We start from the raw sequence: 19,298 nt of genomic DNA on the forward strand, positions 1-19,298 counted from the left end.
TACGAAAACGGGTTGACCCATCAACCCGCTTTATTTTATAATAAATTGTAGGAAAATTGCAAAAACTATAACTAAGGGAAGGAGGGAGTTAGATCTAATAGTAGAAATAAAAACAGAAAATTTACATGTGGAGGTAGGATATGCTAAAACGTCAAGCTAGGTTAAAAAAACTGATGAGTGTTTGCTTATCAGTAGGTATGTTGCTTTCGATGCTTCCAACAGCATCTGCTGCTACAAATGAGAAGGAGAACTCAATTAATAATGTTTCTACCAATCAGATCTATAAGACTATAGGAAAAGTATCTAAGATTACGAAAGAAAAAAATAACGTTTACTTGGACTTAGAAACAGGAGAAAAAATAAAAATTAACTTTCTAAAAAATAATGTTTTTCGACTGCATCTAGAACCAAAGGGTGTTTTTGAAGAATATCCAACTCCCAACAAACCTGAGCATGAGACAAAAATTATCGACAAAAATGTTAGCGATTACAAAAAGCAATATGGTGATATTGACATTAAGGTCGATGAAAGTGATAACAATGTCTATAAAATATCTACAGATGCATTGGAATTAAGAGTGGATAAAACTACTTCAAAAATGAGCCTGTATGATAAGAAAAGATCAAAAATTCTTTGGAGTGAGAGTGAACCGCTAAAACATTCAAGCGGAGGTACAGTTCAAACCCTTGATTCAAAAGAAAACGAATATTTTTATGGTGGCGGTCAACAAAATGGATTTTATGCTCATAAAAATAATTCGATAAAAATTGCCATTGGGGGAGGTTGGGATGCAGGTGCTGCGTCAAGCCCAGTGCCATTTTATTTAAGCACTGAAGGGTATGGAGTTATGCGAAATACCTTTAAGCCAGGCGTTTATGATTTTACAAAAAAGTCTACCTTTACTCACAGTGAAGACAGATTTGACGCTTATTATTTTGTAGATGATTCATTGCCAAAAGTCATTAACGAATATACAGAATTAACCGGGAAACCGGCCCTTATGCCAAAATACGGTTTCTATTTAGGGCATGCTGACTGTTTTAATGGAACTCATAATGGTCATAAGGACCAACGAACACTCTTGAATAATGGGTTAAATACATTAAATCAATATGTAGACAACGATATGCCTTTAGGCTGGTTTCTGCCAAATGATGGTTATGGATGCGGGTATGACGGACTTGGTAATTTGGAGCAATTTGTTGATAAAGCAAATGATCAAAAGGTAGAGGTAGGATTATGGACACAAAGCAATCTCTATCCAGACCCAAGTTTACCTGAAGATAGCCCTTTACGCAGAGACCTTGATGGGGAAGTTAAAGCGGGTGTAAGAGCAATAAAGACTGATGTTGCATGGGTTGGGCAAGGATATTCCATGGCCTTAAATGCAACACGCCAAGCTGCAGAAGGAATTCAAAAAGAAGAAAATTCGGGTGGTGCACGTCCTTTCGTTATTTCTCTTGATGGGTGGGCAGGTACTCAGCGTTATGCAACGTTATGGTCAGGCGACCAATATGGAGGTAATTGGGAGTACATAAGAATGCATATCCCAACTTACATTGGCGCAGGCTTATCAGGAAATCCAAACGTCGGCTCAGATATGGATGGAATATTTGGCGGAGATCCAAAAGTACAGACACGTGATTTCCAATGGAAGGCATTCACTCCTATCCAAATCGATATGGACGGCTGGGCATCAGGGGGCACTGATTATAGTAAGTCTAAAAATCCGTGGAATTATGGTGAACCATACGCGTCGATTAATAGGATGTATTTAAAATTAAAGTCACAAATGATGCCTTATATCTATACCATTGCTGAGGAATCAACAGCAAAATCCATGCCAATGGTAAGAGGGATGATGTTAGAATATCCTAACGATCCATATACGTACGGGACGGAAACACAGTATCAATATATGTGGGGGCCCAATATATTAGTGGCGCCAATATATGATGGAACCTCTAATGCTGCTGAGGTAAGGAACGATATTTATCTTCCGGATAAAGATCAAGTTTGGATCGATTATTTTACAGGTGAGCAATATCAGGGAGGCTCGGTTCTTCATAACTTTAGTGCTCCACTATGGAAGACTCCTGTATTTGTTAAGGCTGGTGCAATTATTCCAATGGCACCAGAAAATAATTCTATTAATGAATTAAATGGTTCAGAAAATAGAATATTTGATGTTTATCCATCAGGAAAATCGGAGTTTACCCTGTATGAAGACGATGGTAAAACGGTTGAGTATAAGGAAGGAAAAAATATAAGAACAAAGGTCACTTCAGAAATTACCGGGAACAAAGTTGATATAACCGTTCATGCCGCAAAAGGGAAGGGTTATAAAGGCATGGTTAAAGAGCGGGGCACAGAAGTAATTGTTAATACTCGTGTAAAGCCAAAGAATATACATCAGGTTAAGATTGATAATAAAAATATTAAATTACGAGAGGTTACGAGTGAAGAGGAATATCAAAACTCGGAAAACGTGTACTTCTATAATGAAAATCCAAACCTGAACAAATATTCCACAAAAGGTTCACCATTTGAAAAGACTGAAATTATTACATCACCAAAGTTATATATCAAGGTGGGGAAAACAGATATCACGAAAAATGATATTACTTTTTCCATAAATGGCTTTGATAATACTCAAAAGAGGGAAGTAGTGGATCAGGAAGTACCAACTATTCCATCTGGGCTTCATGCTGATGAGGCCAACATTACAGACCGAGATATTACATTAAATTGGGATCAGGTTGATGGTTCAAATACAACCTACGATTTAATGATTAATGGTATTGTCCATACCAATGTGTTTAAGTCAAGTAATAGTCAGCAAGTCCCATTCTTCCTCCATTCAGGATTACCATCCGATACAGAGCAATCTTATCGAATCAGAGCAACGAATACAAAAGGATCATCAGTCTGGAGTGATGAAGTCAAAGTAAGAACAAAGCTTGACCGATACAGAAATGTCCCTAAGGATATGACGGCAAAAGCAGATAGTCAACAGCCGGGGCAAGAAGCATCTTTAGCCGTCGATGGAAAGGACGAAACATTGTGGCATACTTCATGGGGAGATGCGGGCAATAAATTGCCGCATACCTTTGAGATTGATATGAAGCTAGCTTATGAGTTAGATAAGCTTGAATATGTGCCAAGGCCGGATGCAGGGAATGGTACGATTTTAAAATACAATTTAGACGTAAGTCTAGATGGTAAAACCTATAAAAATATCATTACTGATGGAACATTTGAGAGAAATAAGGACACGAAAGTCATTGATTTTAAGGAAAATGTTACTGCAAGGTATATTAAGTTAACCATTACAAACTCTGTAGGCGGTTTTGCCAGTGCACAGGAATTTAGACCATACAAAAAGGATAAAACCGAAGGAACGGTTGTAGGCGAGAATATCCCTAATGGTGTCATTGATGAAGATGACCTGCTCTTCTTTGCGAGTTATATGGGTGTTGATCAAACAGATACAGCTTGGGGACAGGTATCAAAGGTTGACATTAATTTCAATGGGGTCATTGACGCCTATGATTTAATGTACGTAGCTTCCCAATTGGGGCAACAGCCGCTTCGGCCAACAGGCAAACCGATTGCCGGACTATTACACATCAGGCCCGACAAGCAACAGTTAAAAGCGGGCGAGGAATTTACGATCGAGATCATTGGGGCCGGCCTAAAGGATATCAATGCTTTCAATTTGGAACTTGCACTTGATTCGAACAAATATGAAGTAGTAAAACAGGGTGAAAATATGGTTTCTTCAACCAATGAAACGGCCAAAATGTTAAACTACTCTGCAATGGCGGGTATTGGAAAATCTGAACAACGAATTATGGCTGCGTTTTCCAACAAGGGGACGCAACCAACATTGGAAGGAACCAAGACATTGGCCACGGTTAAGTTAAAGGCTAAGAAAGACTTAACTTTCGATATGCCAATCACTAGATCATTGCTCGTTAATACAGCCTTTAATACCATTGATAAAATTGGCAACGTTTTAAAGCCTGGTGAAGAACCGGGAGAGGTTGAACAACCACAGGAGCCGAAAGAACTACAGTTATCCAATAAAGATATGTCGGTTACTGGTCCGGGTGAGAAGATGCAAGGTGGTACAGCCGCTTTTGCCAAGCTGATTGACGGTGAGATCAGTGAAAGTTCCCTTGCGGAATTGAAATGGTCGATTACCGAAGCAGACGGAATTTCGCTGCCGCTGCCTGTAGATTTTAATTTTGGTAAACCACAAGAACTGACCAAATTTATCGTTTATAACCGCCCGCAATATACGAACGGCAAAATTAAAAAACTTAGTGCCAAAGTATATACGGAAGCAGGGAAGGAATATGATTTAGGCGTAAAAACTGTAAACTCGAATGATAAATCGGTCACTTTTGATCTTGCAGGGGCTGCAATACCAGCTGGCACTAAATTTTCAAAGTTATCGATTAATTTCGAGGAATCGCATAGCGGACTGCTTATGCTATCTGTTGCAGAAGTGGAAGTTTTTGCAAAGAATCCTGCCTATGTAGATAAATAAAAATACATTTATCTAATTACCTTGGCGGCGTTAGGGTTGACCTGTTAACCCTAACGCCTGTTTTTATGGATTCAACCTTTACTATTAATGGGAGGGGAAAACGATAGATGAAAAAGAAGTTATCGATATTCTTATCTACTGCACTGATGATTAACATTATGCTTCCAACCGTAAACAGCTCCAATTCAACAAAAGTTTTAGCGGCTGAGTCAAGCTTTGTAAACATTGGGAATGACAAAGTAGAAATTGGAAATCATTCTATCACAAGAGTGATCGATGTATCCGATTCTAAGATGAAGACAAAAGTAGTCACTAACAAACGAATTGAAAAGGATTTAGTTCCTGAAGAAGGTTCGGAGGATTTTGCGATCCATTTGGTCCCCGAGAATCAAACACCTGAAGAGCCCACAAAAGATAGAAACGTGGGAATTCCTGAAGCACAGAAACCTAAATCTCAGATTGATAGAAAAAATTGGACTGCAACGGTTTCCGATTCTTCTGGCAAATCTAAAGATGGCGCAACAATGCTTGATGGCAATGACAGCACGTATGTAGACTTTAGTGATGGAAAAAAGGCATGGCCATATGAAGTAGTTATTGACTTAAAGGAAGAAAAAACAATCGGATCGTTCGGTTATCAAAAAAGGCCAGGATACCAAGACCAAGCATACGGAATCAATGGAACAATAGGAAAATATGAAATTAAGGTTAGCAGCGACGGTGAACATTGGACAGATGCAGGTACCGGTGAATTTTCATCCAAAGACTATAACTTGCATAAGGTTGGCAATCTCTACAATGTGGGAGATATGGTCTATGGCAATTTAACAGAGGCGAAAACAGCAAGATACGTTAAGATTGTTGAATTAAGTGGAGCACTATCAGATGATATTTCACTTACCGGAGCCGAAATTTACTTGTACGAAGACACATTGAAATACACTCCACAAGAGATTATTGACCGGTCAGGCTGGAACGTAAAAGTAACAGATCCAATTGGCGCTGAAAAGAGTGGCGCAGCGCTAATAGATGGTGATAATAATACAATCGTTGACTTTGATAAAGGTGTAAAAGAGTGGCCTTACACAGTTACAGTTGATATGGGGCATGTCACCACGGTAGGATCTTTTAGCTATCAAAAGCGACCTGGATTTTCCGATGCTGCATGGGGAGTAAATGGAACGATCGGGAAGTTCAAACTCCAAGTTAGTGAGGATGGGAAAAAGTGGATTGGCGCTGGTGAGTCAGAGTTCACAAAGAAGGAATACAACCTTCATCAAGAAGGCGGCTTGTACAATGTTGGCGATTTGGTTTACGTAAGCCTTGACCAACCAAGAGAAGCAAGATATTTGAGGATTATTCAGTTAAGCGGCGCATTGTCATCCGATATTTCCTTTACTGGCGCAGAGTTGAATCTTTATAAGGACCCGTACCGATTTAAGGCTGCAACAATCCCTGATCAGGGTGGAGAAACTGAGAAAAACACGATTAAAGCAAGTGATTTAACGATAAAACAGGTAAAGGAAGAAGAATACAAAACGGGGAAGCGTATTCAATTCGTATTTGAAGAGTATGAAAAGTATAACTCGAAATGGTCCATTAAGTACAACGTATTTGTAGAAAACGATGCTCCATATTTAAGAAGTAACATTGAAATCGATTCATCAAATAAAGATGCTGCTATCGACTTTATCGATGTGGATCAATTCTTATTGCCAAATAATGTGGAAGGACTGTTCCATCACCCGCCGCTAAAGGATATTTCCTCCATGTGGATTGGAAAGTATGAACTAGTATTGGGGCAGCCGATTTATGCAAATGGTATGTTCTTTGGGTCAGAATTTCCTGCCTCTGACACAGATGTAGTAAATAACACGATGCAGGTGCGGTATTACTCAGGCAAGAATTTTAAAAAGCTGGCGGAAGACAAACAGCTCAATGCGGATGGGAGCTTTACGACTTGGAATAGCGTCATGGGTGCTGCGGCCGGAACGGATAAAGACGTCGTTCAAACGGACTTTTTCACCTATATTAATGATATCGCCACAAAGACGGAATTCCGAAAGCAATACAATTCCTGGTATGACAACATGTTGGATATTACAGATGAGAGTATTGCCAATTCGTTCTATGGAACGGAAAAAGAGCTGAGCAAAAATGGAGTAGAGCCACTGGATTCTTATGTTGTGGATGATGGCTGGAATGCCTATGAAACCGTTAACTCCGCTGGTCAGGAAACGAAAACGCCATATGATAACAAAACAGGATTCTGGGAGTTCAACAACAAATTCCCTAATGAATTATATCCGGCAAGCGATATGGCAAAGAAATTTGATTCAACGTTTGGACTGTGGCTTGGACCTCAGGGCGGCTACAATTACTTTGGCGGATTTGCCGAATTTCTTGAAAAGAATGGCACAGGACATGTGACCAATGATTATTGGAAAAGCGTAGACGTAGGCTCCAAGACATATGTAAACAATCTGACCAAGCTCTTCTTGGATTATCAAAACAGATTTGATATTGAATATTGGAAGCTGGATGGATTTGCTCTAAGACCTTCAACCGATCAAGACAATCAGCACATGGTTGGCGGTGACCACAATATGTATTATACGTCAGACCTTTGGGAAACTTGGATTGATACCTTTAATGCCATGAGACAAGAAAGGGAAGAAAAAGGCAGGGGCTTATTTTTAAACCTTACCTGCTATGTAAACCCAAGTCCGTGGCTGCTTCAATGGGCGAATACGATTTGGATTCAAGACTCTGGTGACAATGGATTTTTGAGTACCTACGGTGGAACCCAGGCAGAACAAATGATGTCATACAGAGACAATGTTTACTTTAACATTTTTAAGAAAAATGGTCTGCAGTTCCCATTGAAAAATGTGTATAATCATGATCCAATTTACGGAGTTTCCGCAGGCATCAAATTTACCGACGATGATTTTAGAAATTACTTGATGATCAATGCCACAAGAGGAACGGCATTTTGGGAATTATATTTTTCACCGAGCATGATGAATGATGCCAAGTGGAGAATAACAGCTGATGTATTGGAGTGGGCCGAAAGCCATTCGAAGACGCTTGAAAAAGCAAAGCTATTTGGGAAGCGGCCAGATCAAGGCGGTGTTTATGGCTATTCAGCCTGGGACAGCGGTGAAGGAATAGTTTCATTTAGAAATGCCGGCAATAAAGAACAAAGCTATATGCTAACATTAGATAATACTGTGGGTGTTCCAACGGATATGGAAAATGCCAAGATGGTTCAGGTTCTGCCAAGAGCTGATGACACCAAAGTCGAGAAGATGAGCTATGGCGATACGTTAACGGTCACATTAGCCCCGCATGAGTCAAGAATCTACCAATTTACCAGCAAAGATCAAGCGCCAGCTAAGATTATCTCTGTAAAGAACACAAAAGAGAATACTGTGAAGGTTAAATTTGATCAGAGAATTCAGAATCCAATGATCACTGTTAATGGGAAGCCTGCAGATGCTGCTATTTTGGAAGATTATCGATCCATTGAAGTTAACACTGCTAAAGAGATTGGTAAGGAAAACAAAGTAGACATCAACGTCGAAAACATCTGGGGCACCCCTACTGCTGCTAAGAAGGATTTCCATGGGTATCCAAATGGATATGCGGCAAAGCTGTTGGAGAAAACGGATGTTGAGAATGGAGATAGCTTAAAGACTGTGCATTTTGAAAAAGCAAATATTGACTTGTACAGTACCGATCATAAAGAATATAAATTTAAAAAACAAATTCCGTTAGTTGGAACAGACGACTTTTCCATCTCATTTAAGTTTCGATCATCCGGTAATAACCAAGCCATTTTAAACCAGGATGGTGCCTATTCCATCTCGATTGACGAAAACGGCTATCTTACCTTTACTGTGGGAGGTGACGTTGTCCATTCAAAGGCGCAGGTAACGAGTGTTGCCGAAAAGGCATCCGGAACGTTTGGAACTCCTGAATATAAACCAACCACAACCAATGAAACAGTTAAGGGGAAAGTTAATGATGGAAACCTGCACGATGTGAAGGCCGTTAGAGAAGCAAATGGAATGATTAAACTTTATTTAGATGGCGAACTCTTGTCATCTAAATACGTAAAAGATATATTCTCATTGCCAAAAGGAAAAATCACCATTGGCAGTAAAAAAACGAACCTGCAGATTGCAGAGATAAAAATTAAAAATGAAGCAGTTGCGTATGATGAGGCGAAAAAATCGTATGAAGATCTGAATTTAAAGCCCGGATATAAGGAATTGGACAGAACGGGATATAAGGCATTTGCAGATTCGGAAGAAAAACAAGCCGGGGCAAATGAAGGCGCAGCAGCGAATGTATTAGACGGAAAAAATTCTACTTGGTGGCACACGCAGTATAATGGAGCAAGGCCTGTAACACCACATTGGATAACCATTGAAATGCCGAAGGCTGAACCTGTTGACGCTTATGAGTATGTAAGTAGAAACGGAAACGGCAACGTGAAAAAGTACGAATTACAAGTATCAGATACGAATGAAGATGGCAGCTGGAAAACCGTCAAATCCGGAGAAATGGAGAATGGCGGAAGCACTTTAATTGAGTTCGATCAACCAGTGGAAGCAAAGTTCTACAGATTGTACATCACGGAAACGTATGGCAATCCGGTTAATACATTTGCATCGGCTGCCGAAATAAAGTTGTATAAGAAAAATGAAGGAGCTGCGGATTTTTCAAAATTAGCCGCTGCTTACGAAGAAATGACTCTTTTCGGTGATAAGCCTTATTCAAAGAAAAGTTTAGACATCTCAGGTTTTAATGCCTTAAAGGATAAAGTTGTAAATGTATATGAAAATCCTAGTTCAACACAACCTGAAATAAATGAATCCATTACTGATTTTACGCAAAACTTTGCGGCTATTGTATCCAAGCTGGAGCAAGGAGACAATAAGAAACCTTAGTAGCTGTAATGACAAAGGGTTTGCTGAGAGAAGAGGAATCGATAAGCTGATGATTTCTTTTCTCTTTTTTTGAATGTACTGTTGACCCATCAACCCATATAGTATATAGTTGAATTGTAAGAATAATTTGGATTTTGAGAAAAAGAGGGGGAAATTAAATGGGAAAAAAGATTAGCAGTATGATTTCAATCCTGTTGATCGCGGTTTTATTACTTGCAGCATGCAGCAGCAGTAGCAGTTCTTCTTCAGAGAATACTACGATTAAGTATTGGTCCATGTGGAACAAAGGGGAACCACAACAGAAAGTCATCCAAAAAATCATTGATGAATATGAGGATGCAAATCCAAATGTCAAAGTGGATGTTCAATGGATGGGCCGTGAAGTCATGTCGAAGGTAAGAAATGCAGCGTTAAGCGGGGATGCACCGGACCTCACAGAGCAATCAGGGGCAGAGGTCGAAGGAGCATTAATTAATAACAAGTTAGTAGAACCTTTAAATGACCTACTCTCTAAGAAGATTCCAAATGAAGGAACCGAATTTCAAAATGTATTTATAGATGACATTCTTCCATTCTATCAAAAGGATGGTAATACTTATTTTATCCCATATGAAATTATCAGCTCTGGTTTTCACTATAATGAAACCCTTTTCAATAAATATGGAGTTGAACCCCCGGCTACTTGGGACGAATTTGTGGAGCTCAATAAGAAGTTCAAAAGTGAAGGTTTAGCTCCACTTGCTCAGGATGGCAATATCGATTTTTACAATGCTTATTATTATTACTGGTTAGTAGAACGCCTGTTGGGCCCTGGTGCTCTAGTAAAGGCAGCTGGGGATAAGACCGGTGAAATATGGTCTCAGCCAGAATATTTGGAAGCAGCGAAGAAGGTACAAGAACTTGCAGATAACAAATTCTTTGCAGACGGTTATAAAGGAAGTCAATACCCTGCAGCACAAACTGCTTGGGCCAGTGGCAAATCAGCCATGATTTTAGTAGGAAGCTGGCTGTCAAGTGAAACGGCTGAATATTCTTCCAAGGATTTTAAATACAAAGCGTTTCCTTTCCCGGCAGTTGAAGGTGGAAAAGGCGGCGCTGACCAAGCTGAACTTTACTTAATCGGATGGGTTGCTCCTAAGGGGGCCAACAAAAAAGGAGTTCAAGACTTCTTAGGCTTTGCCATGCAGAAAAAATACCAAGAAGGTATTGTGAAAGATACAAAAAATATTAGTACAAGAAAAGATTTAGAAGCACCGGAAGCGCTTGCAGATTTTAGAGATATTGTTGTCAATGCCTCATCCTACCATAAGGAATATGATGGTTTGCAGGCTGAATATCCGGATTGGTGGAAAACGGTATTCTTACCTCTAGATGATAAATTAATTTTCGGTGAAATAAAAGCTGAAGAGTTTGTTCAAAAGCTGCAACAACAAACAAAAGATTACTGGAGTAAAAAATAATTTTGTTGGAAAGCAGGAGGAGTAAGCGTTCTCCTGCTTTCTTTAAAGAACCAAGTTATAAAGGGGAGGGTGAAATGTGAGATCGGGAAAGAAAAAGCTAACAATCCTATATTTGCTGCCAGCAGTTAGCCTATATCTTATTTTCTTTATAGGACCTGCTATCTATGGAATCTGGATCAGTTTTAATGAGTGGAGTGGTTTTACTGATGATATGAAGTTTGTAGGGTTAAAAAATTACGGAAAATTAATGGTGGACCCCATCTATTGGCATTCATTTTTAAATATGATCCTTATTTTATTTGTTGGGGGCTTTGTTGTTTTTCTCATTGGATTTATTTTTACCGCTCTGATGAGCCAAGGGGTCACAGCAAAAAAGGCAATCCGCGCTATTATCTTTTTTCCGCAAATCATTGCACCTATTGCATTGGCGGTCGTTTGGAATTATTTATACCGCTATGATATTGGGTTTTTTAATTCCATTTTAACTTCTATTGGACTTGACCCGGTTAACTGGACCGGTCCGAACAACATTATGATGTCATCAATATTTGCCATTATTTGGTATAGCACTGGTTTTTATGCCATTATTCTTTTAGCCGGGGTAGATAAAATTCCGAACACGATTTTTGAAGCGGCTCGAGTAGAAGGTGCATCCACGTTTAAAATTTTCACGAAAATTACACTTCCATTAATATGGGATGTTATGTCCATTGCAATTATCCTATGGGGAATTAATGCCATTCGATTATTTGATTTCTTGTTTGCCTTTGGTGGAGCAGAGCCGCCGACAAGGATGTGGAATACTGCCATGTATCAATTCATCCTAGGATTCGGGCAGCGAACGCCAATTTATCAATTAGGGTATTCAAGTGCTATTGCTGTGACCATGATTTTTGTTGTCTTATTGTTTGTTGTTACTGGAAGAAAGTTATTTAAACGTGAGGTTTACGAGCTATAGAGTTGCAGCAAAACGGAAAGGGGCAAAACAGAGTGAAATCAAATGGACATAGCGTGTGGTCTGCACTTGGAAAAACATTTTTATATGTTTGGACGTTATTTATTTTATTTATTCTAGGTTGGATTGTATTAGCTTCTCTTAAAACAAACCGTGAACTATTTGAAGGGTTTTGGAGCCTGCCTGACTCCTTTCAATGGAGCAATTATTATACTGCCTGGGTGCAGTCTGATCTGGCCTCCTATTTTTTAAATAGTTTAATAGTAGTTACCATTAGTGTAATTGGTATCGTATTGGTGAGTGCGCCAGCCGCTTACGTTCTATCAAGGTATAACTTTATTGGCAGGGAGTTTCTTACAAATGCCTTTGTTATTGGCATTGGGATTCCCTATCAAGCTGTATTGATTCCGATTTATTTACTGTTAATAAAAATTGGGTTACTTAATTCATTTATTGGCCTGATCATTGTTTATATTGCCTTGTCTCTTCCATTTACAATCTTTATCTTAACCGGCTTTTTTCAAAGTTTACCTTCAGATGTCGAGGAAGCAGCGATTATTGATGGGGCGAGTGAAAATGCGATATTTTGGAAGGTTATGCTTCCGATGGCCCGTCCTGGATTGGTCACCGTCATGATTCTAAATGCCGTTGGATTATGGAATGAGTTTTTGCTTGCAAAAGCATATATGAATGTCAATGAGAAATATACATTGTCGGTTGGTTTATACCAGTTTTATCAATCGATGCAATATAACTCTGATTGGGTAAGTTTGTTTGCTGGTGTCGTTATTATCATATTCCCAATTCTTATTTTCTATTTATGGCTGTCAGATAAAATTATCGAAGGAATGACGGCTGGGAGTGGAAAATAAAATTTGATCTATTTTCATTATTATATTTTTATGGGAGATTGACATGAAAAATTTAGATTCATCAAGTTTTGTCCCACTATATCACCAATTAAAAGAGATCATTGTTGAGAATATTGAAAACAACGTTTGGAATCCCGATGATAAAATCCCTTCTGAACATCAATTAAGCGAACACTATTGTGTAAGTCGAAATACGACAAAAAGGGCTATTGATGATTTGGTACAGGAAGGTGTTCTTTATCGGGTTCAAGGGACAGGTACTTTTGTAACTAGACCGAAAATAGAACAGTCACTTTCTGGCTTTTATAGTTTTAGTAAGGTTCTTAAAGAAAAGGGTTTAAAGCCAACGGATACGATTTTAGAGATAAAAGTAGATAAAGTACCACCACAGGTTGCTCAGGAATTAGGGATGAATAGAGATGAAGATGTGGTTGTCCTTCGAAGACTTCGATGTGCAAACGGAGAGCCAATCATTCTGGAAACATCCTATATACCTAACAGACTAGTTGGAAATATCGACCAAATGAAGTTGGTAGGGGAAAAACCGCTGTATGACATATTAGCAGATGAATATGACATTTTGGTGACTTCTGCAAAGGAAACCTTTGAACCAGTATTAATAAAACCTGCTGATGCAAGTTTTCTGCAAGTAAAGCAAGGCAGTCCCGTCTTATTGTTAGAAAGGGTTGCCTTTGATCAACGAAAGATGCCTGTGGAATATTGTAAGTCGATTGTCCGTGGAGATCGATGCAGATTTTACACAGAGTTAATATAAATTTGGGGGTGTTTGGTAATGAAAAAGGCAATCGGCATTGATATTGGCGGGACGAAGATTGCGGCGGGAATCATTTCGGATACTGGGGAACTCCTTCAACGAACAGAAGTAAAAAGTGATCCTTCCGACCGAGAAAATATGTTTGATAAAGTCGTAGAAGCTGTAGAACAAGTTCTAGAAAAATCAGCTTTATCCTTGGCAGAAATCGAGGGCATCGGTGTTGGTGTACCAGGAAAGGTGGATCGTGAGAAAGGTATCGCAGTTTTTCAAAACAATTTACCTTGGAAACAGTTTCCTATCGCAACCCGTTTACAGGAGCAATTTGGCATGGAGCAGATCACCATCGATAACGATGTCTATATGGCGGCTTTTGCAGAATGGAAGACGGCACAGGTAAAACGGGATGAAACCTTTGTCTACGTGACGATCAGTACGGGAATCTCCTGCTCCATCATTCATAATGGATCATTTTTCAGAGGGGCCGGATTTGCCGGGGAACTCGGTTTGATACCAGTCCTTTCGAAGAGAGCTAATGAGCGATTGGAAAAAATCGCTGCCGGACCGGGGATCCAGAAATTAGCCCAAAAGGAATTGCAAGTAGATACTATTTCAACCAAGGATGTCTTTGCAGGATATCTAAACAGGGAACAGGAATATCAGCCGATTATCGAGGAGATGACCGACCATTTAGCTCAAGGTCTCTATGCCATTTCCTGCTTATTAGATCCACACAAAATGGTTTTCGGCGGCAGTGTCATTGTAAATAATCCTTGGCTGCTAGAGTCGATCAAAGAAAAATTAAAAATCTATCAACTTCCTGAGCAACAACATATTTTAGATCAAATGAGAATCAGCACATTAAAGCAGAATAATGGAGTCGTTGGTGCAGGATTGCGCGTATTCGAAAGGAAATAAATAAGAATAGGAGTGTCAGAGATGTTTACATTAAATCAAGAAAAATTGGGGCCATTAGGTGCAGCCATTACAACTTCGGAAATTAAGCAGCAGCCGGATTTATGGGGTGAAACATATGCATTGTTTAAGGAGAAAAGTGGGGAGATTAAAGAGTTTTTACAAAAACTATCACAGAAACATGATCGGGTTCGAGTTATTTTTACGGGTGCTGGAACGTCTGCCTATGTCGGTGACACAGTCACACCATATCTAAAAGAAAAAGTAGATGAGAAACAATGGGAATTGCTAAGCATTCCGACAACTGCTTTGGTCTCAAATCCTTATCAATTTTTAAAAGCAGACTTCCCAACATTGTTGATATCCTTTGCTAGGAGTGGCAACAGCCCGGAAAGTGTCGCAGCTGTGGAAATGGCCGAACAAATAGTTACTGATTTCTATCAGTTAACGATTACCTGTGCAAAAGAGGGTGAATTAGCCAAGCGTGCAAAAGGTGATGAAAATAATCTTTTGTTGCTGATGCCTGAAAGAGCTAATGATCAAGGCTTTGCCATGACCGGAAGCTATTCGTGCATGACGCTGACGGCATTACTCGTTTTTGATCCGTTGTCGGTTGAAGAAAAATCGACGATTGTCACAACCATTCGCCAAATGGGTGAAAGTGTTATTAGTAGAGAAAACGTTATTCAAAAAATAATCGATCATGATTTTGAGCGCATCATTTATCTTGGTTCAGGAAGTTTGGAAGGCTTAACAAGAGAAGCACAATTAAAAATATTAGAGCTAACAGCAGGCAAAATTGTTACCGCTTTTGATTCATCGTTAGGATTCCGACACGGTCCTAAGTCATTTGTAAATGAAAAAGCGTTGGTTTTTGTTTTTGTTTCCAATCATCCTTATACGCGTCAATACGATTTAGATATATTAAAAGAATTGCAACAAGATAGTATTGCCAACTACATTTGTGCCATCGAGGTGGATGGAGAAACGAATTATGATGGCGATACGTTCTCCTTCGGCAAAGAAGCTCAGGCCGTACCGGACGCTTATTTGGCACTGCCGTATGTCATGATTGGCCAAACGGTTTCACTGTTAGCCTCCATTAAAGTAGGTAATACACCAGATACCCCATCGCCGTCCGGAACAGTCAACCGTGTTGTTAAAGGGGTAACCATTCACGAATTCAAGTAATAGATTCATGTAGCCTAAAATGGCGGGGGCATAAACTGAGGTGGAAAAATGAACAAATTTATTTTTGCGGAAAAGTTTTTTCTTGAAGCAATGGTGGCAGGTCCTGGGTTTCTGGAAATCAGAGATGGAAAATTCGGCGCCTTCTCTAAGAATTTACCCAATGAATCAGCAGAAATCATTGATTACACGGGAAAATGGATTGCACCGGGTTTAGTGGATACACACATTCATGGATTTAAAAATCACGACATTATGGATCATGATGTGGAAGGATTGAATGTGATTTCTGAAGGGCTGCTATCCTGCGGTGTGACGTCCTTTCTGCCGACAACGTTAACATCCTCAACAGAATTGTTAAATCAGGTGGTTGAAATGATAGGGGCAAATTTCACCAAAGTAAAAGGTGCAAAAATTAAAGGGATCTTTTTAGAAGGGCCATTTTTTACTGAAAAACATAAAGGCGCACAAAACACGAAATACTTTGGTGACCCTTCGATCGACAAGTTGAAAAAATGGCAGGAGCTGTCCAATCATTCGATTAAAAAAATTGCGCTTGCACCTGAAAGAAAAGGTGCAGCGGAATTTATTGAATATGCCGTAAGGGAAGAAATTACGGTTGCTTTAGCCCATAGTGATGCGACATATGAAGAAGCAAAACAAGCGGTTGAAAAAGGGGCTTCCATTTTTGTTCATACTTTCAATGGAATGAGCGGGCTGCACCATCGTGAGCCGGGGATGGTTGGCGCGGCCATGAACCTGAAAGATGTGTTTGCTGAAATCATTTGTGACGGACATCATGTCCATCCTGCTGCCGCTAACATTTTAATGAATTGCCGCGGCAGGAAGAAAACTGTGATGGTGACTGATTGTATGATGGCTGGCGGGATGCCGGAGGGTCACTATCAGCTTGGAGAATTTCCTGTTGAAGTGAAAAATGGTGCGGCCCGTTTGGAAAGCGGCAGTTTAGCAGGCAGTATTTTGCAGTTGAAGGATGCCGTCAAAAATGTTGTCGAATGGGGAATTGCTACACCGGCGGAAGCGATCTATATGGCGAGTACAGCACCTGCTAAAAGTGTTCAGATCGATGACGAATGCGGGAAAATTGCTGAGGGGTGCGCTGCTGACTTTATAGTGTTGACTCCAGTGCTGGATTTAACCGCGACTTACCTTGATGGTGTCTGTCGTTATCAAGCTTAAAACTTCAAACAGAAAGAGGAAGTGCAATGATTTTAGCTGTCACAATGAATCCATCTGTTGATATTTCCTATCCTATTGATGGATTCAAGTTAGACGATGTCAACCGGGTAGGACCGGTACGTAAAACGGCTGGCGGGAAAGGCTTGAATGTTGCCCGCGTGATCTCGCAAATGGAAGAAGAAGTCTTGGCGACAGGTGCCCTTGGTGGAACCATTGGTGATTACATCGTTAAGGAATTAAATAAAAGCAACATTCGAAATGACTTTTTGAAAATCAATCAAGAATCAAGAAATTGTATCGCCATTCTTCATGAAGGGATGCAAACAGAAATTTTAGAATCCGGACCGACGTTATCTAAAGAGGAAGGGACAGCCTTTTTAGAAAAATTCGCAAGCCTGCTGGCTGAAGTTTCACTTGTTACGATTTCAGGCAGTTTACCGAAAGGGTTACGAACCGATTTTTACCAACAAATGTTGGAAATCAGCCACGAAAAGGGAATTCCGGTGATTCTGGATTCATCAGGAGAATCATTAAAACAAGCCTTGCTACATGTGGAAAAGCCCTTTGCCATTAAACCGAATACAGCGGAATTGTCTCAGTTGCTCGGTATAGAGGTCGAAGATAAAATCGGCAGTTTGAAGGCAGCTTGTGACAATGACTTATTTAATGGGATCGAATGGATTGTCGTATCAATGGGTGGTGAAGGTGCCTTTGTTAAGCATGGCGGCGATTATTATCGGACTACGATCCCAAAAATAGATTTGATTAATCCTGTTGGCTCCGGTGATGCTACTGTTGCCGGGTTAGCTGTTGCACTGAATAAAAATCAGGACGTGGAAGCTGTGTTGAAAACAGCCATGACCACAGGGATGCTCAATGCGATGGAAGCTGGAACTGGTTTTATTAATTTTTCAAAGTTTGACCATTATTTTGATTTGATTAAAGTTAGTAAACTAGATTGCTAGAGGAGAATGACGATGTTAACACTAACAACAAAGAAATTTGAAGCATTAAAACGGTTATCCGATGAAAATGGCGTGATTGGCGCATTAGCGATTGATCAACGTGGCTCATTGAAAAAAATGATTGATGCTGGTAATGCTAGTGATGTCGGGGACGCGGGCATCATCCGGTTTAAAGAATTGGTTTCTCAGGAATTGACACCGTTTGCTACTTCGATTCTTTTGGATCCGGAATATGGTCTGCCGGCTGCAAAAGTTCGTCACAAAGACGCAGGCTTATTGGTTGCTTATGAAAAGACTGGCTATGATGCAGCAAAAGTGGGGCGGTTGCCTGATTTATTGTCGGAGTGGTCCGTTAAGCGATTAAAGGATGCTGGTGCAGATGCCGTCAAATTTCTACTTTATTATGATGTAGATGAAGACAAGAAGATTAATGAATATAAGCATGTTTACATGGAACGTGTAGGCTCCGAGTGTGTGGCTGAGGACATTCCGTTTTTCTTGGAAATTGTATCATATGATGCCGAAAATGATGATGTGAAAAGTAAAGCATTCGCGAAAGTGAAACCGCATAAAGTGATTGGGGCAATGAGAGAGTTTTCCAATCCCAAGTACAATGTGGATGTGTTGAAAGTAGAGGTTCCAGTCGATATGAACTTTGTCGAAGGATACGCAGAAGACGAGACTGCCTATAGTAAGGAAGAAGCGGCTTTCTATTTCCAAGAACAAAGTGAAGCAACAGAGTTGCCATTTATTTTCTTAAGTGCTGGTGTAAGTGCCAAACTATTCCAAGAAACATTGAAATTTGCCAAGGAATCCGGCTCGACCTTTAACGGCGTGTTATGCGGCCGGGCAACCTGGAAAGACGGTGTGGCGCCTTTTGCTTCAAACGGTGAGCAAGCGGGGCGTGACTGGTTACAAGATACCGGTAAAAGGAATATTGAAGAACTAAATACCGTGTTGAAAGCAACAGCCAGCTCATGGTTCGATAAAGTTAAATAACGGAACGTTAAAAGTAGAAATAGTCTTCAATCATACCGCAATCGATATCGGTAAGGTGCAAGAACGTCCAATACACCGGACAGCTTCGCTTGCAATTTGGGCTTTAGCTGTGTGAAATGATAGTGCCATTGACTGGTTCACGAAATAACAAAAAAGGCTGCCGCGGCAGCCTTTTTTGTAAGTTTATTTGATTTAGCGTGATACAGTGGTACGGTATTAGATCAAGGAATGAGTTAATATTGTGCCATTTTTTTGTACTCCATTCAGTAATAATTCGTCGACCTCACTTCGTCCCCTGTGCCTCATCTAGAAATAGGAAATCCCTCCTAAAGATAATTAGCAATCGATATATTTTCCTAATTTTCTTTATATTTCTTTAATTTCCCTTAACTTCCAATTTACAATTGCGGAGTAGTATTGATTTTGTAAACAAACTTAATCAAAAAGGGGATGGTTAA

General features: G+C 39.9%; 11 protein-coding genes. All 11 read left to right on the forward strand.

Annotated features, from left to right (window positions below):
* Positions 1-140: 140 nt before the first annotated feature.
* The 11 genes from ACIQXV_RS00910 to lacD all read left to right on the forward strand — a co-directional run bounded on the left by ACIQXV_RS00910 (position 141) and on the right by lacD (position 18,840).
* The gene (locus ACIQXV_RS00910) at positions 141-4,556 is read left to right on the forward strand and encodes a discoidin domain-containing protein (RefSeq protein ID WP_402954640.1); all 4,416 of its coding nucleotides are present in this window, start codon (positions 141-143) and stop codon (positions 4,554-4,556) included.
* Positions 4,557-4,663: 107 nt separating this feature from the next.
* Positions 4,664-9,514, forward strand: coding sequence for a discoidin domain-containing protein (locus ACIQXV_RS00915; RefSeq protein WP_402954643.1), 4,851 nt, complete (start codon positions 4,664-4,666; stop codon positions 9,512-9,514).
* A 158-nt stretch (positions 9,515-9,672) separates the two neighbouring features.
* Positions 9,673-10,974, forward strand: a complete 1,302-nt coding sequence (locus tag ACIQXV_RS00920; protein WP_402954646.1) for an ABC transporter substrate-binding protein — start codon at positions 9,673-9,675, stop codon at positions 10,972-10,974.
* A 76-nt stretch (positions 10,975-11,050) separates the two neighbouring features.
* The gene (locus ACIQXV_RS00925) at positions 11,051-11,932 is read left to right on the forward strand and encodes a carbohydrate ABC transporter permease (protein ID WP_402954649.1); all 882 of its coding nucleotides are present in this window, start codon (positions 11,051-11,053) and stop codon (positions 11,930-11,932) included.
* 32 nt (positions 11,933-11,964) lie between these two features.
* On the forward strand, positions 11,965-12,801 hold the full coding sequence (locus tag ACIQXV_RS00930) for a carbohydrate ABC transporter permease (RefSeq protein WP_402954652.1): 837 nt from the start codon (positions 11,965-11,967) through the stop codon (positions 12,799-12,801).
* Positions 12,802-12,844: 43 nt separating this feature from the next.
* Complete coding sequence (locus tag ACIQXV_RS00935; RefSeq protein WP_402954655.1) at positions 12,845-13,576, forward strand: GntR family transcriptional regulator; 732 nt, start codon at positions 12,845-12,847, stop codon at positions 13,574-13,576.
* 18 nt (positions 13,577-13,594) lie between these two features.
* Positions 13,595-14,491 (forward strand): ROK family protein, encoded by an 897-nt coding sequence (locus tag ACIQXV_RS00940; protein ID WP_402954658.1) that lies wholly within the window; start codon positions 13,595-13,597, stop codon positions 14,489-14,491.
* 21 nt (positions 14,492-14,512) lie between these two features.
* Positions 14,513-15,679 carry an AgaS family sugar isomerase gene (locus ACIQXV_RS00945; protein WP_402954661.1) on the forward strand — a complete coding sequence of 389 codons (1,167 nt, stop codon included), beginning with the start codon at positions 14,513-14,515 and terminating at the stop codon, positions 15,677-15,679.
* Between the two features lie 48 nt (positions 15,680-15,727).
* Positions 15,728-16,876, forward strand: coding sequence for an N-acetylglucosamine-6-phosphate deacetylase (gene nagA / locus ACIQXV_RS00950; protein ID WP_402954664.1), 1,149 nt, complete (start codon positions 15,728-15,730; stop codon positions 16,874-16,876).
* 26 nt (positions 16,877-16,902) lie between these two features.
* Entirely contained in the window at positions 16,903-17,841 is a 939-nt protein-coding gene (gene lacC, locus ACIQXV_RS00955) for a tagatose-6-phosphate kinase (protein WP_402954667.1), read from the forward strand.
* 12 nt (positions 17,842-17,853) lie between these two features.
* Positions 17,854-18,840: a tagatose-bisphosphate aldolase gene (gene lacD / locus ACIQXV_RS00960; protein WP_402954670.1), complete on the forward strand. Its 987-nt coding sequence runs from the start codon at positions 17,854-17,856 to the stop codon at positions 18,838-18,840.
* The last annotated feature ends 458 nt before the right edge of the window (positions 18,841-19,298 follow it).

The organism is Neobacillus sp. NPDC097160 (genome assembly GCF_044762155.1).
In the GTDB taxonomy this organism is placed as follows: Bacteria; Bacillota; Bacilli; order Bacillales; family Cytobacillaceae; genus Neobacillus.

Bases quoted from the DNA above. Each gene is read 5' to 3' on its own strand.
- ACIQXV_RS00910 (WP_402954640.1), top strand. From the start codon at position 141: ATGCTAAAACGTCAAGCTAGGTTAAAAAAACTGATGAGTGTTTGCTTA.
- ACIQXV_RS00915 (WP_402954643.1), top strand. From the start codon at position 4,664: ATGAAAAAGAAGTTATCGATATTCTTATCTACTGCACTGATGATTAAC.
- ACIQXV_RS00920 (WP_402954646.1), top strand. From the start codon at position 9,673: ATGGGAAAAAAGATTAGCAGTATGATTTCAATCCTGTTGATCGCGGTT.
- ACIQXV_RS00935 (WP_402954655.1), top strand. From the start codon at position 12,845: ATGAAAAATTTAGATTCATCAAGTTTTGTCCCACTATATCACCAATTA.
- ACIQXV_RS00940 (WP_402954658.1), top strand. From the start codon at position 13,595: ATGAAAAAGGCAATCGGCATTGATATTGGCGGGACGAAGATTGCGGCG.
- ACIQXV_RS00945 (WP_402954661.1), top strand. From the start codon at position 14,513: ATGTTTACATTAAATCAAGAAAAATTGGGGCCATTAGGTGCAGCCATT.
- nagA (WP_402954664.1), top strand. From the start codon at position 15,728: ATGAACAAATTTATTTTTGCGGAAAAGTTTTTTCTTGAAGCAATGGTG.
- lacC (WP_402954667.1), top strand. From the start codon at position 16,903: ATGATTTTAGCTGTCACAATGAATCCATCTGTTGATATTTCCTATCCT.
- lacD (WP_402954670.1), top strand. From the start codon at position 17,854: ATGTTAACACTAACAACAAAGAAATTTGAAGCATTAAAACGGTTATCC.